General features: G+C 69.3%; 12 protein-coding genes and 1 riboswitch. Of the genes, 4 read left to right on the top strand and 8 right to left on the bottom strand.

All coding sequences use genetic code 11. The annotated features are described in order from the left end of the window. Window positions 1–12: 12 nt before the first annotated feature. Window positions 13–570: an amino-acid N-acetyltransferase gene (locus AB0B91_RS18395; protein WP_358320489.1), complete on the bottom strand. Its 558-nt coding sequence runs from the start codon at window positions 568–570 to the stop codon at window positions 13–15. A 289-nt stretch (window positions 571–859) separates the two neighbouring features. Next, window positions 860–1016: riboswitch (cyclic di-AMP (ydaO/yuaA leader) on the top strand. A gap of 5 nt (window positions 1017–1021) precedes the next feature. On the opposite strand from AB0B91_RS18395, the gene AB0B91_RS18400 reads away from it, so the two are divergent. Continuing rightward, window positions 1022–2065: an NlpC/P60 family protein gene (locus tag AB0B91_RS18400; protein ID WP_358320493.1), complete on the top strand. Its 1044-nt coding sequence runs from the start codon at window positions 1022–1024 to the stop codon at window positions 2063–2065. 21 nt (window positions 2066–2086) lie between these two features. On the opposite strand, the gene AB0B91_RS18405 is transcribed toward AB0B91_RS18400, so the two are convergent. Continuing rightward, a complete protein-coding gene (locus AB0B91_RS18405; protein WP_214641953.1) occupies window positions 2087–2299 on the bottom strand; it encodes a LuxR C-terminal-related transcriptional regulator in 213 nt (70 codons plus the stop codon). Window positions 2300–2979: 680 nt separating this feature from the next. Further along, entirely contained in the window at window positions 2980–3378 is a 399-nt protein-coding gene (locus tag AB0B91_RS18410; RefSeq protein ID WP_358320496.1) for a helix-turn-helix domain-containing protein, read from the bottom strand. Window positions 3379–3458: 80 nt separating this feature from the next. Between AB0B91_RS18410 and AB0B91_RS18415 the strand changes: the two genes are divergently transcribed. Further along, a complete protein-coding gene (locus tag AB0B91_RS18415) occupies window positions 3459–4388 on the top strand; it encodes an NADP-dependent oxidoreductase (protein WP_358320499.1) in 930 nt (309 codons plus the stop codon). 89 nt (window positions 4389–4477) lie between these two features. Here the strand turns inward: AB0B91_RS18415 and lysX are convergent, their stop codons facing one another. Next, window positions 4478–5959 carry a bifunctional lysylphosphatidylglycerol synthetase/lysine--tRNA ligase LysX gene (gene lysX / locus AB0B91_RS18420; protein WP_358320502.1) on the bottom strand — a complete coding sequence of 494 codons (1482 nt, stop codon included), beginning with the start codon at window positions 5957–5959 and terminating at the stop codon, window positions 4478–4480. Window positions 5960–6105: 146 nt separating this feature from the next. Here lysX and AB0B91_RS18425 point away from each other — a divergent pair, with 146 nt between their 5' ends. Continuing rightward, a complete protein-coding gene (locus AB0B91_RS18425) occupies window positions 6106–6579 on the top strand; it encodes a hypothetical protein (RefSeq protein ID WP_358320505.1) in 474 nt (157 codons plus the stop codon). 51 nt (window positions 6580–6630) lie between these two features. On the opposite strand, the gene AB0B91_RS18430 is transcribed toward AB0B91_RS18425, so the two are convergent. The 4 genes from AB0B91_RS18430 to AB0B91_RS18445 form a co-directional block, all read right to left on the bottom strand. Beyond that, window positions 6631–7413, bottom strand: coding sequence for a type III pantothenate kinase (locus AB0B91_RS18430; protein WP_358320508.1), 783 nt, complete (start codon window positions 7411–7413; stop codon window positions 6631–6633). A 3-nt stretch (window positions 7414–7416) separates the two neighbouring features. Then, window positions 7417–10002 carry an L-aspartate oxidase gene (locus AB0B91_RS18435; protein ID WP_358320512.1) on the bottom strand — a complete coding sequence of 862 codons (2586 nt, stop codon included), beginning with the start codon at window positions 10000–10002 and terminating at the stop codon, window positions 7417–7419. A gap of 80 nt (window positions 10003–10082) precedes the next feature. Continuing rightward, a complete protein-coding gene (gene panC, locus AB0B91_RS18440; protein ID WP_358320515.1) occupies window positions 10083–10919 on the bottom strand; it encodes a pantoate--beta-alanine ligase in 837 nt (278 codons plus the stop codon). Beyond that, window positions 10910–11800: a DUF2520 domain-containing protein gene (locus AB0B91_RS18445; protein WP_358320518.1), complete on the bottom strand. Its 891-nt coding sequence runs from the start codon at window positions 11798–11800 to the stop codon at window positions 10910–10912. Before AB0B91_RS18445 ends, panC begins: the two co-directional genes overlap by 10 nt. 282 nt (window positions 11801–12082) lie before the next feature. Here AB0B91_RS18445 and AB0B91_RS18450 point away from each other — a divergent pair, with 282 nt between their 5' ends. Continuing rightward, entirely contained in the window at window positions 12083–13045 is a 963-nt protein-coding gene (locus tag AB0B91_RS18450; protein ID WP_358320521.1) for an SAM-dependent methyltransferase, read from the top strand. The last annotated feature ends 83 nt before the right edge of the window (window positions 13046–13128 follow it).

Here is a 13128-nt window from a genome sequence, read left to right on the forward strand (position 1 = left end):
TCACCTTTCCCATTAGTCAAGGTCCGCGTCACCCGATGTCAGGTGGAGCAGCATGCGGGTGTTCCCCAGAGTGTTGGGCTTCACGTGTTCCAAGTCGAGGAACTCGGCGACACCCTCGTCGTACGAGGCCAGCAGCTCCGCGTAGACCTCTGGCGAGACCGGAGTGCCCTGAACCGGGCGGAATCCATGCCTCGCGAAGAAATCGACCTCAAAAGTCAGACAGAATACCCGGCGCAGGCCGAGCTCTCGGGCGGTCATGATCAAGGAGGAGACGATCCGGTGCCCGATTCCGAGGCCGCGGAACTCCGGGTTGACGGCCACCGTGCGAATCTCCGCGAGATCCTCCCAAAGCACATGCAGCGCGCCACAACCGACCACCTGGCCGCCGCGCTCGGCGATCCAGAACTCCTGCACGTCCTCGTACAGGGTGACGGTGGCCTTCTCCAGAAGCCGTGGTCCAGCGCCCGCATAGGTGTCGACCAGGCGCCTTATCGTCCTGACATCCGGCGTGCGGGCACGCCGGACGACGGTTTCCGTGTCCGGGACTGTCACTTCGGCGACCTGCTCCATGGGTCTCCAGAGTACAGATCCGATTACGGCTCCCCCCTAACTGCGACCTCTCCCCCATCTCATGACATCTGGTGGTTGATCGATCACGATGGGGGATCCCTTGGCTTCTAGGCTTCCATGTCTTGGCGAACTTGGTGGAAAAAGGACATAAAGTCTGTTCTGTACGGCCAAGCACGAGACCCTCTCGTGACCCTTCGGTTGCGAAACCTCTACTGACTTGGCAGTTCTGGTTGAGCACGAACGCGGAGTGCACTAGTGTCCAGCGACGATGTCACCCGCGCGAGCCAAGCGTGGAGACGCGCCCAATCTCCGCGAGGAGAACCGGGGACCCGCCGGTGGCGAGCTCATCCTGACGCCACCCTGGGGTGAATCCGAGCGATTCGTTCGGTAGGGCTGCTCCGGCCCGAACCCGTCAGCTAACCCGGTAGGCGCCGATGAGAGGAGCTGGTTGGTGAAGTACACCCGCAATCGCGAGGGGAAGCCGGCGGGCGCTCATGCCCGCCCTCCGGGATCCCGGAAAGCCTCCACCCGCTTGGGTGTCATCGCGGCGACCGTCGCCACCCTCCTGCTCGCCATCCCCGTCGCCTCCGCCGTCGCCGATCCCAAGCCCTCGCTGAAGGCCCTGTCCAAGCAGGCCGAGGAGCTCCACACCCAGATCGAGACGCTCAGCGAGCAGTACAACGGCCAGCGGGAGAAGCTCAAGACCGCCAAGAAGGCGGTCGAGTCGGCCCAGAAGACGCTGGCCGCCAGCGAGTCCGATCTCGCCACCAAGCGCGCCAAGGCCGCCTTGCTGGCCCAGAACGCCTACATGAACGGCGGCCTCGGCCACTCCCTGGCGTTCGCCTCCTCCGACGACCCCGAGAGCTTCCTCGACCGGGCGGCCACCACCGACGCGCTGGAACAGCAGCAGGGCGCCGAGGTCAACCTGGTGACCGCGGCCAGGGAGGCCGCCGAGCGGGCCAGGACCAGCGCCAAGACGCGCATCGACGAGGTCCAGGAGATCGTCGACGGCCTCGACACCAAGCGTGACAAGATCACCAAGCTGGTCTCCAAGGTCGAGAGCAGCCTCTTCAAGCGCGCGATCGGCGAGGCGGGCCGCCCTGGCACCCGCGCCGTGAAGGTGAGCCTGCCGGTCATCGGCGCCGACAAGGCCGCCATAGCCGCCAGGTGGGCGCTCACGCAGCAGCTCAAGCCCTACGTCTGGGGCGCCGAGGGCCCGAGCTCGTACGACTGCTCCGGCCTGGTGATGGCGGCCTACCAGCGGGTGGGCATCTCACTGCCGCACTACACCGGCGATCAGTGGACGGCCGGCCGGCACATCTCCAAGGAGGAGCTGCGCGCCGGCGATCTGGTCTTCTTCTACGGCGACCTGCATCACGTCGGCATCTACATCGGTGGCGGCATGATGGTCCACGCGCCGCAGACCGGCGACGTCGTGCGCATCGCGTCCATCGCTCGCCGTCCGTTCGCGGGCGCCGTACGCATCGCCGACTGAACCTCCGGCCCGGCGGCGCGGTCAGATGAGCTGACGGCGGGCGGCCCAGGCCACGGCCTCGATCGCGGTGGCGACTCCGATGCGGTCGCAGATACCCCGTAGTCTCCGGCGTACCGTGCGCCCGCTGATATCCAGTCGTCTGCCCACCCGGTCAACCGTGACTCCCTTGGCAAGCTCCGCCAGCAACGCCAGATCCGCATGGCTGAGCTCGACGCCCTCAGTGAGCACATACATCGGGAGCCCTCCCCCCAACAGCAGAACTCGAGACGTCTCTGTCCGAGCAGAGCTGCTCGTCTCGCAGACGGTAAACGCATTCTGGAAAGGTCGTCAAGCAAGCCAATCCTCACATTTGACGATCAACATTGACATGATCCTCTATATGTGAAGTACTCGCCATATGTCGGCACACTTCGGGGCCTGATGGGCGAGCACAGCCGTCCTTACAAGGGCTCCGACCCATCACTGCCGAGCATCGCGGACATGCTGGGCTTCGATCCTTGAGACATGGCTTTTCCTCCGCGCCCCATATACGAAATATCGGGAAATACAGCGGCATGCGCCACTCTTTCGTACCCCGGGTCGGCGGTACGTACGAGCCCTGCCGCACGATCCCCCTTTCGGACACGGTTCCGACCCGCTCGGCAAAGGCGATCCGACAGAGCCGGTGGAATCGTTCCTGCTCATGGACTCCCGGCCGCCTGAGCGGGCCGGCCAAGAGAGCGCGCCCGCGGGCGCGGGCCGAGACGATCGCAACCGAGCTGATCTGAACGCTGCCGAACGAGGCCGAGCTGATCACTGTTCTCCTACTCGCCGCCGGGCACGGGACCGCTGTCAACCTAACCGTCGACGGCGTCCTGAACGTTACGCGGCACACGGCGGCCACGGCCCGTACGCCTCATGCGGTGAGCGGGTGGTCAGGCAGTGGCGTCGTACGTCTTCCTGGCCGCTTCGACGGTCTGGATGTTGGCCTCGGCCCAGCCCTTGATCGCGGCCACCAGCGGCATCAGGCTCTCGCCGAGCGGGGTGAGCTCGTAGTCGACCCGGACCGGCACCGAGGGCGTGACCGTGCGCCGCACCAGGCCGTCGCGCTCCAGCCCGCGCAGCGTCTGGGTGAGCATCTTCTGGCTGACGCCCGCGATGCGCCTCGACAGGTCGCTGTAGCGGCGCGGCCCGCTCGCCAGGCCGGTGAGCACCAGCGTCACCCATTTGTCGCTGAGCCGGTCGAGCAGCTTCCTCGACGGGCACTCCGCGAAGTAGGCGTCGAACGCCTGCTTGGCCTCCTCGCGCCGGCCGGCCGCCGTGGTCGTCGCCATTTCTTCGTCCCTCCAGGTGAGTTACGCACTCGCAGGTGCCTACTTACCAGAAGAGAGTAACTCTTCCTAGGGTCGCAGGCATGACGAACATGCGCGCGCTCATCGGCGGTACCGGCTCCCCACGGCTCGTGGAGGTGCCGGTGCCGGAGGCGGGACCGGGACAGGTGCGGATCAGGATGTCGGCGGCCGGGGTGAACCCCTTCGACCTTGCGGTGGCCGCGGGAACGCTGGCCGACCACGGCGTGGCCAGGAAGCTGGATTCCTACGGGCTCGGCTTCGACGTGGCCGGGACGGTCGACCAGGTGGGCGAAGGGGTCTCTTACCGCATCGGGGACGAGGTGATCGCGCTGGTGGCCAGGCTGGAGCTGCCGGTCAAGGCGCAGGCCGAGTACGTGGTGGTCGACGCCTCGGCCGTGGCGAGGGCGCCCCGGGGCGCGTCGGCCGTGGCGGCGGCGACGATCCCGCTCAACGCGTTGACCGCCTGGCAGGCGCTGGACCGCGCCCCGCTCGCTCCGGGACGGACGCTGCTCGTGACGGGCGCCGCGGGAGCCGTCGGCGGTTACCTGGTCGAGCTGGGCGCGGTGCGGGGTCTCCGGGTGGTGGCGGCGGCCGGAGACGGCGACGAGGAGCTCGTGCGCGGGCTGGGCGCCGAGTCGTTCGTTCCCCGGTCCGCGGATCTGGCGTCGGCGGTGCGGTCCCTGGTGCCCGGTGGTGTGGACGCGGTCGTGGACGCGGCGGTATTGGGGCTGGGCGCGCTCGACGCCGTACGGGACGGCGGCACGTACGTCTCGTTGACGCCCGGGGTGACGGTCATCCCGCTGCGTGGCACGGACGTGGCGTCGGTGTTCTTCAGGGCGGACGCGGCTCAGCTCGACGAGGTGGTGCGCCTGGTCGAGGCGGGCCGGATCACGCTACGCGTCGCGGGCACGTACCCGCTGGAGAAGGCCGCCGACGCGCACGCCCGCCTCGCGGCGGGCGGCCTGCGTGGACGGCTCGTGCTGGTGCCGTGAGCCGCCCGACGCGTCGGCCGGTGAGTCAGCTGCTCACCGGCCGAGCGCCGTACGACGCGGCCGCACGGATCAGGACGTAGCCGTGCGGGTCAGTGGGTCGGCTTGACCAGCGGGAACAGGATCGTCTCCCGGATGTTCTTGCCGGTGAAGGCCATGATCATCCGGTCGATGCCGGCACCCATGCCACCCGTGGGCGGCATGGCATACTCCAGGGCCTGCAGGAAGTCCTCGTCGAGCTGCATGGCCTCCAGATCGCCGCCGGCGGCCAGCAGGGACTGCTCGACCAGGCGGCGGCGCTGCTCGATCGGGTCGACCAGCTCGGAGTAGGCGGTGCCCAGCTCGGTGCCGAACCCGATGAGGTCCCACTTCTCGGTCAGCAGCGGGTTGTCGCGGTGCTGGCGGGTCAGCGGCGAGGTCTCCAGCGGGTAGTCCATGACGAACGTCGGCTGGATGAGCGTGTGCTCGACGAGGGCCTCGAAGATCTCCTGGACGAGCTTGCCCTGGCCCCACTTCGGGTCCCAGTGGACATCCCGCTTGTCAGCAAATTTCCGGACCTGCTCGATCGGGGTGTCGGTGGTGACCTCTTCGCCGAGCGCCTCGGACACCGTCCCGTACAGCGTGACGCGCGGCCACTCCGGGATGCCCAGGTCCACCTCGACGCCGTCGTGGACGACCACCGAGGTGCCCAGCGCGGCCACGACGGCCTTCTGGTACATCCGCTGGGTCAGGTCGGCCATGTCGTTGTAGTCGAGGTAGGTGCCGTACGCCTCGATCATGGTGAACTCGGGGTTGTGCGTGGAGTCCGCGCCCTCGTTGCGGAAGTTGCGGCTGATCTCGAAGACCTTCTCGATGCCGCCGACCACGAGCCGCTTCAGGTAGAGCTCGATCGCGATGCGAAGGTAGAGCTCCATGTTGTAGGCGTTGATGTGGGTCTTGAACGGCCGGGCCGTCGCGCCGCCGTGGATCGGCTGCAGCATGGGCGTCTCGACCTCGAGGTAGCCCTCCTCGTGCCAGAAGTCACGCACCGCGCGCACGGTGGCGCTGCGGATCCGGGCCATCTCCCTCGCCTCGTCGTTGACGATGAGGTCGACGTAGCGCTGGCGGACCCGGGCCTCGGGGTCGGTGAGGCCGACGTGCTTCTCCGGCAGCGGGCGCAGGCACTTGGCGGTGATCTGCCAGCGGTCGGCCAGGATCGACAGCTCGCCGCGGCGGGAGGTGATCACCTCGCCCTCCACGCCCACGTGGTCGCCCAGGTCGACGTCGCGCTTCCAGGCCGCGAGCGACTCCTCGCCGACCTTGTCGAGCGAGATCATCACCTGCAGGTCGCCGCCGCCGTCGCGGAGCGTGGCGAAGCAGAGCTTGCCGCCCACGCGGTTGAGCATGACGCGGCCCGCCACGCCGACCTTGTCGCCGGTCGCGGTGTCCGGGTCGAGGCCCTGGTATTTCTCCCTGACCTCGGCGTTGGTCGCCGTGCGGGGAAAGGTCACCGGGTAAGGATCGACGCCTTCACTGCGAAGGCGGTCGAGCTTCTCCCTCCGGATGCGCATCTGCTCGGGAAGTTCGTCGCTCACAGCATCAAAGAGTAGGGGATATGGCGAACTGCAAGGGCTCGTCACCTCTCTGCAGGGTGCTTGCAAGAGCTCCCCCTTACTAATGACACATCGAGCTCAGGGGGGGACCGGCACAGTGCCGGCCCAGGGGAGCTCAAGGAGAAATCATGATGAAGAAGCTCGCGACCGGCCTCGCCGCCGTCGCCGCCACGAGCGCGCTGGCCTTAGCGCTGCCCACGGCCGCCAGCGCCAGCACCACCGACGACTACTCCGAGTCCTGGGGCCCGGTCTACTCGCAGCACTACCAGGCCAAGGCCTCCGGTTGGATCGGCGTGGAGTGGGATGACGACGAGGAATCGAACACGGTCACCGTCAAGGGCAAGCTCTGGGACCTGGACAACCGCAGCTACGACGAGGGCGGCAAGTGCGCCTACGTGAAGTTCCAGGCCAGCGACTTCGACGAGGACTGGTCGACGGTCTACAGCAAGAAGTACTGCGGCTACCCCGCCTTCAAGCGCTTCTCCTTCGACACCGACGACGCCTCCAGCATCAGGGTGAAGGTCTGCCAGATCGGCCTCCACAGCAGCTCTCCGAAGAACTGCGGCAGCTGGGAGTACCTGTACACCAACGAATCCGAGTAAGACGGTCCACGAACGCAAGCGGCCCCCTCACCCGAGCGGGGGGCCGCTTGTTCATGTCGTGTTGCGGTTGTAGATCAGACGCAGGCCGATCAGCGTCAGCCACGGCTCGTGCACGTCGATCGTGCGCGACTCGCCCACCACCAGCGCCGCGTGACCGCCGGTGGCCACCACGGTCACCTCGTCGGGGTCGTCGGCCAGCTCGGCCGTCATCCGCTCGACGATGCCGTCGACCTGGCCCGCGAAGCCGTAGATGATGCCGGCCTGGAGTGCTTCGACCGTGTTCTTGGCGATGACCGAGCGCGGCCTGACCAGCTCCACCTTGTGCAGCTGGGCGCCCGCCGCCGCCAGGGCGTCGACGGAGATCTCGATGCCGGGCGCGGTGACCGCGCCGATGTACTCGCCCTTGGCCGACACCGCGTCGAACGAGGTCGCGGTGCCGAAGTCGACGATGACGCAGGGGCCGCCGTACTGGTCGATGGCCGCCAGCGCGTTGACGATGCGGTCGCTGCCGACCTCCTTGGGGTTGTCCATGCGGACGGGCACGCCCGTGCGTATGCCCGGCTCCACGATCACCGCGGTCACGTCGCCGTAGTAGCGGCGGCACATCTCGCGCATCTCGTTGAGCACACTCGGCACGGTCGAGCAGATCGCGATGCCGCTGACATCGGCTCCCTTGAGCAACGGCGACTGGCCGAGCAGTCCCTGGAGCACGACCGCGATCTCGTCGGCTGTGCGGCGGGCGTCCGTGGCCAGCCGCCAGTGCTCGATGACCTCCTCGCCCTCGAACAGGCCGAGCACCGTGTGCGTGTTGCCGACGTCGATCGTTAGCAGCATCGATTACCCCCGTAGATCCAGTGCGATGTCGAGGGCCGGCGCCGAGTGCGTGAGCGCTCCCACCGCAAGGTAGTCAACGCCAGTTTCGGCTACATCACGGGCCGATTCCAAGGTCAACCCCCCACTCGCCTCAAGCTTCGCCCGATTTCTCACCATGTGGACGGCTTGGGCGGTCTCCTCGACCGTGAAGTTGTCGAGCAGGATCTCCTCGGCCCCTTCGTCGAGCACCGGACCGAGCTGGTCGATCCGGTCCACCTCCACCTCGATCGGCAGCTCCGGATAGCGCTCTCTCACCGCGCGGAACGCCTCGGCCACCCCGCCGGCGGCCACCACGTGGTTGTCCTTGATCAGTGCGGCGTCCGACAGGGACATCCGGTGGTTGACGCCGCCGCCGCAGCGCACCGCGTACTTCTCCAGCGCCCGCAGCCCGGGCAGCGTCTTGCGGCTGTCCCGCACCCTGGCCCGGGTGCCGCTGATCGCCTCGACCCACCTGCCGGTCAGCGTGGCGACGCCCGACAGGTGGGTGAGCAGGTTGAGCGCGGTACGTTCCGCCGTCAGCAGGCCCCTGACCGGCCCCTCCACGGTCATCAGCACGTCGCCCGCCCGGACGTGCTCGCCGTCCTTGGCCCTTCGTTCGGTACGGGCGGCGCCCAGCCGGACGAACACGGCCTCGGCGACGGCCAGCCCGGCGACGATGCCGTCCTTGCGCGCCACCACGTCCGCGATCGCGCGCTGCTCCGCCGGGATGGTGGCCAGGCTCGTCACGTCGCCCGCCTCCTGCAGGTCCTCGTCGAGGGCCCGGTCGATCAGCGCGTCGATCTCCGCCGGGTTCAGCCCGGCGGCGGCGAGCTCCTGCGCCAGTCGCGGCGGCGTGGTGTCGCCGTGCGGCGTGTACGTCATCTGCGGCCCCTCTTCGGTCAGGGTCACGTCCAGGTGGCCCAGCCATTCATTGTCGTCCCGGTCGGGGAAGTCCTCGCGCCAGTGCGAGCCGCGGGTCTCCAGCCGCGCCTGGGCCGCGCCCACCAGCACGGTGGCGACGGTCAGCAGGTTCGTGGCCTCCCACGACTCGGTGCACGGGAGCACCTGGACCGGGGTCCAGCGGGCGTCGCGGAGCGCGCGCGCCGTCTCCGCGAGCGACTCGCGGCTACGCAGCACGCTCGCTCCCCCGCTCATGCGGGCCTGGACCCTGGCGCGGATCCTCGGGTCGGCCAGCCCCGTCGCCGCCCGGCTCGCGACCACGTCACCCGGCGCCGGCCGTACCGCTGCCTGCTCCCTCGCGACCTCATCGCCCGACGCCGACCGTACCGCCGCCTGCTTCTCAGCCCCGCGGACCGCGTGGATGTCCGCGGCGATGCGCTCGGCGAAGACCAGGCCCTCCAGCAGTGAGTTGGACGCGAGCCGGTTCGCGCCGTGCACGCCCGTGCACGCGACCTCGCCGCACGCGTACAGGCCCTCGATGGAGGTACGGCCGTGCAGGTCGGTCCTGACCCCGCCGCTCGCGTAGTGGGCGGCGGGGGCGACGGGGATGGGCTCGGTGGCCGGGTCGATGCCGTGCTCGCGGCAGACCTCGTAGATCGTGGGGAAGCGGGTCTTCCACCGATCCTCGCCGAAGTGGCGGCCGTCGAGGAAGACGTGGCTCTGCCCGCTTTCGCGCATGGTCCGCATGATGGCCTTGGCGACCACGTCGCGCGGCGCGAGGTCGGCCAGCTCGTGCACGCCCTTCATGAACGCGCGGCCCTCGTGGTCGATCAGGAAGGCGCCCTCGCCCCTGACCGCCTCGGAGATCAGCGGCTGCTGCCCGGTCGATTCCTCGCCGAGCCACAGCACCGTGGGATGGAACTGGACGAACTCGATGTCGCGCACCACAGCCCCCGCCCTGAGCGCGAGCGCGACGCCGTCGCCGGTCGAGACGACGGGATTCGTCGTGGACGAGTACACCTGCCCCATGCCGCCGGTGGCCAGCACGACCGCCCGCGCGTGCACCGCGCCCACGCCGTCGCGCGCGCCCTCGCCCATGACGTGCAACGTCACGCCCCTGGCCCGGCCGCGCGCGTCCGTCAGCAGGTCGAGGACCAGCGCGTGCTCGATGACCTCCACCGAGCCCGCCCTGACCGCCTCGACCAGCGCCCGCTGCACCTCGGCGCCGGTGGCGTCGCCTCCCGCGTGCACGATCCTGTCGCGCCGGTGGCCGCCTTCCCTGGTCAGTTGGAGCTCACCGTCGGGGGTCCGGTCGAACCGGGCGCCGCGCTCCATCAACCGCCGCAGCGCCCCGGGGCCCTCGGTCACCAGCGTCCGTACGGCCCGTACGTCGCACAGGCCCACCCCGGCGACCAAGGTGTCGTTCAGATGCTCGTCGGGGCTGTCGCGCGGATCGAGCACGGCCGCGATCCCGCCCTGAGCCCAGCGGGTGGACCCGGACGAGAGCACGTCCTTGGTGACGACGAGGACCTTGGCCGCGGGATCCAGCTCGGCGTAGCGCAGGGCCACGGTCAGCCCCGCGATGCCGGAGCCCACGACGACCACGTCGGCCTCGGCGATCCAGCCGGGATCGGGGGCCGTCAGTCGGAGGGGAATCGCCGGTGCGCTCATGGAGTCTCCTCAAAGAGGCGATTTCGTCACTATGACGATAACGCCATCGGAGGATGCGATGACTCCGGGGGGTGGGTCTGTCAAGCAGGGCGCAGCGTCAGGACGACGTTGTCGATCAGCCGGGTGGTGCCGACCTTGGCGGCGACCGCGAGCACCGCCTCGCCCTGGAAGGGCTCGTACACCTCGGTGAACGTGGCCGGGTCGACGAGCACCAGGTAGTCGAGCGCGAGCCGGGGCGCCGCGGCTTCGAGTACGGACAGCGCCGCCGCGCGGATCTTCGACGGGACGGACTCCGCCGCGCCCGCCCGCAGGGCCGTGGAGAGCGCGAGGGCGACCTGCCGCTCGTCGGCGGACAGGTAGCGGTTGCGGCTCGACAGCGCCAGGCCGTCGGGCTCGCGGACCGTGGGGGCGCCGACGATGTCGATCGGCAGGTCGAGGTCGGCGACCATCCTGCGGATCATGGCGAGCTGCTGGGCGTCCTTCTGTCCGAAGATCGCCACGTCGGGCTGGACGAGGTTGAACAGCTTGAGCACGACCGTGAGCACGCCGTCGAAGTGGCCGGGCCGGACCGCGCCCTCGACGATCGTGCCCATCTCCCCGGACTGGACGCTGACCTGGCGGTCGGGGGGATACATGTCGTCGGCTGTCGGAGCGAAGACGACGTCCACGCCTTCGTCCCGGCACGCCTCCAGGTCCGCGTCGAACGTCCGTGGATAGCGGGAAAAATCCTCGTTTGGGGAGAATTGCAGGGGGTTGACGAAGATGCTGACCACGACCTGGTCGGCGCGGGTGCGGGCCTCGCGGATCAGGGAGCGGTGGCCCTCGTGCAGCGCGCCCATCGTGGGCACCAGGGCGACGCTCCCCTGGCCGCGTGCTTTGACCAGGTCGGTGCGGTTCCTGGCGACGATCAGGTCCATATGTTGCCTCCGAGCGCGTCGAGCAGGCGCTCGGCCTCTTCGGGCTTCAGCAGCCCTGCGGCGAGCGCGCGGTCCGCGGTGAGCCTAGCGAGGGCGATGTAGGCGTCGGCCGCCTCGGGGGCGGCCAGGATCAGCGCGTCGACGTGCTTGCGCACGGTGCCCGCGTCGCCCCGCACCACGGGACCGGTCAGCCCGGCGATGCCGAGCCGGAGCACGTTGTCGAGCGCCGCGCCGAGCAACGGGCCGAGCATGATCCCCGGATGCTCGACGCCGATCCCCCGCAGCAGTTCCTGCGACTCCGCGATGAGCGTGACCATGTGGTTGGCCGCCCCGGCCAGGGCCGCGTGATAGAGCGCACGGTCGGCCTCAGCGATCCAGACCGGCTCGGCGCCCATCTCGATGACCAGGGCCTCGGCGATGGGCCTGAGCGGATCGGGCGCCGTCACACCGAACGAGATGCCGGTGATGCGGTTGAGGTCGTCGTCCCTCCCGGTGAACGTCATCACCGGATGGAGCGCGAGCGGCAGCGCGCCCGCCCTGGCGGCCGGGTCGAGCACCGACAGCCCGTACGCGCCGCTGGTGTGCACGAGCAGCTTGCCCTGAAGGTCGGCGCCGGTCGACGCCAGCCCGTTGACCAGATCGGGCAGCGCGTCGTCGGGCACGGTGAGCAGGATCAGCTCAGCGACCTTGACGACCTCCTCGGGCCGGGTCGGCTGCACACCGAGCCGCTTCGCCGCCCACCGCTGCGAGGCGTCGGAAACTCCGCTGGCGGCGACCACGTGATGCCCGGCCTGAGCCAGTGCGGCACCGAGCACCGAACCCACCTTGCCCGCGCCCAGCACACCCACTGCCAACCGCCCCGGGCGATCCCCTGCGTCCATGACGTCCACCCCTGTCGACCTGATGGCACTGCCGTTCAGCGTAACGGCCGCTTGAGACTACGTACGTGACCAGGCTTTTGCTGCATGTTGAGTTACCGACAAATGGGACAAGGGCATATAAAACTATGCACCCCCTGTCGGAAGAGATGAGGAGAGGGGTCATCGCATTGGTGGCGGGCGCCGAGTTGCGACCCGACGCCCGCGTAGAAATGCGAGCCTCTTGGAGGTGCGGACTTGGCCGGCCAGGTCCTCGTTTCGGCGAGCCATGAGATAGTCCAGGGCATGTGGCTCACCTGGCGCGCCGCGATGCGGCACGCGCTTTATGGCGAGGACGGCTTTTACCTTCGCGAGCGCCCTTCGGGCCACTTTCGTACCTCGGTCAGCGCCTCGGCGGCATTCGCCGAGGCGGTTCTGGCGCTGCTGACCCAGGTCGACGCCGAGCTCGGCTCGCCGGACCGCCTCGACCTGGTCGACATCGGCGCGGGAGAGGGCGTTCTGGTCGCCCGCGTGCTCGACGCCGCCGACCCCGCACTGCGCGCCCGGCTCAACATCACCGCCGTCGACCTCTCGCCCCGGCCCGACGGCCTGCCGGAGAGCATCGCCTGGCGATCCCGGATCCCGTACGGCATCACCGGGCTGGCGATCGCCAACGAGTGGCTGGACAACATCCCGCTCGACGTGGCCGAGCAGACGGCCGACGGGCCGCGGCTGGTTCTGGTCGAGACCGAGACAGGTGAGGAACGGCTGGGCGACCCGGTGCCCGGCATCGGCCGCGCCTGGCTCGACCGGTGGTGGCCGCTGGGCCGCATCGGTTCGCGCGGGGAGATCGGGTGCCCTCGGGACGCCGCCTGGGCGGCGGTGCTGACCCGGCTCAGCAGGGGGCGCGCGGTGGCCATTGATTATGCACACCCTGTGGATAACCGTCCCTGTCACGGCACGCTCACCGGGTACCGCGACGGTGCGGTCGTGGCGCCCATACCCGACGGGACCTGCGACATCACCGCGCACGTGGCGCTCGACGCGTGCGCCGAGGCCGGTCGGCGGGCCGGTGCGATATCCACAGGCTTGTCCACACAGCGGGATGCGCTAAAGGCTCTGGGGGTCACCGGCACGCGTCCGCCCATCGACCTCGCCCACCTCGATCCGCCGGGCTATCTGCGGGCTCTGGCCCGTGCCTCGGAGGAGGGGGAGCTGATCGACGCGAAGGGTCTCGGCGGCTTCGGCTGGCTCACCCAGGACCGCTGACCCTGGTATTCGGCGCGTCATCACGACTACCCCTTGTTCCCGCAGTACTTCGGCTGGGGTCCTTCTGGGGAGCGGGGGCGGCT

Origin of the sequence: Nonomuraea sp. NPDC049141 (assembly GCF_040648415.1) — a bacterium.
Taxonomy (GTDB): Bacteria; Actinomycetota; Actinomycetes; order Streptosporangiales; family Streptosporangiaceae; genus Nonomuraea.

Excerpts from the sequence above, each read along its gene's own strand:
- AB0B91_RS18395 (WP_358320489.1), bottom strand. The coding sequence starts at position 570 with ATGGAGCAGGTCGCCGAAGTGACAGTCCCGGACACGGAAACCGTCGTC.
- AB0B91_RS18405 (WP_214641953.1), bottom strand. The coding sequence starts at position 2,299 with ATGTATGTGCTCACTGAGGGCGTCGAGCTCAGCCATGCGGATCTGGCG.
- AB0B91_RS18410 (WP_358320496.1), bottom strand. The coding sequence starts at position 3,378 with ATGGCGACGACCACGGCGGCCGGCCGGCGCGAGGAGGCCAAGCAGGCG.
- AB0B91_RS18415 (WP_358320499.1), top strand. The coding sequence starts at position 3,459 with ATGACGAACATGCGCGCGCTCATCGGCGGTACCGGCTCCCCACGGCTC.
- AB0B91_RS18425 (WP_358320505.1), top strand. The coding sequence starts at position 6,106 with ATGATGAAGAAGCTCGCGACCGGCCTCGCCGCCGTCGCCGCCACGAGC.
- AB0B91_RS18430 (WP_358320508.1), bottom strand. The coding sequence starts at position 7,413 with ATGCTGCTAACGATCGACGTCGGCAACACGCACACGGTGCTCGGCCTG.
- AB0B91_RS18435 (WP_358320512.1), bottom strand. The coding sequence starts at position 10,002 with ATGAGCGCACCGGCGATTCCCCTCCGACTGACGGCCCCCGATCCCGGC.
- panC (WP_358320515.1), bottom strand. The coding sequence starts at position 10,919 with ATGGACCTGATCGTCGCCAGGAACCGCACCGACCTGGTCAAAGCACGC.
- AB0B91_RS18445 (WP_358320518.1), bottom strand. The coding sequence starts at position 11,800 with ATGGACGCAGGGGATCGCCCGGGGCGGTTGGCAGTGGGTGTGCTGGGC.
- AB0B91_RS18450 (WP_358320521.1), top strand. The coding sequence starts at position 12,083 with ATGTGGCTCACCTGGCGCGCCGCGATGCGGCACGCGCTTTATGGCGAG.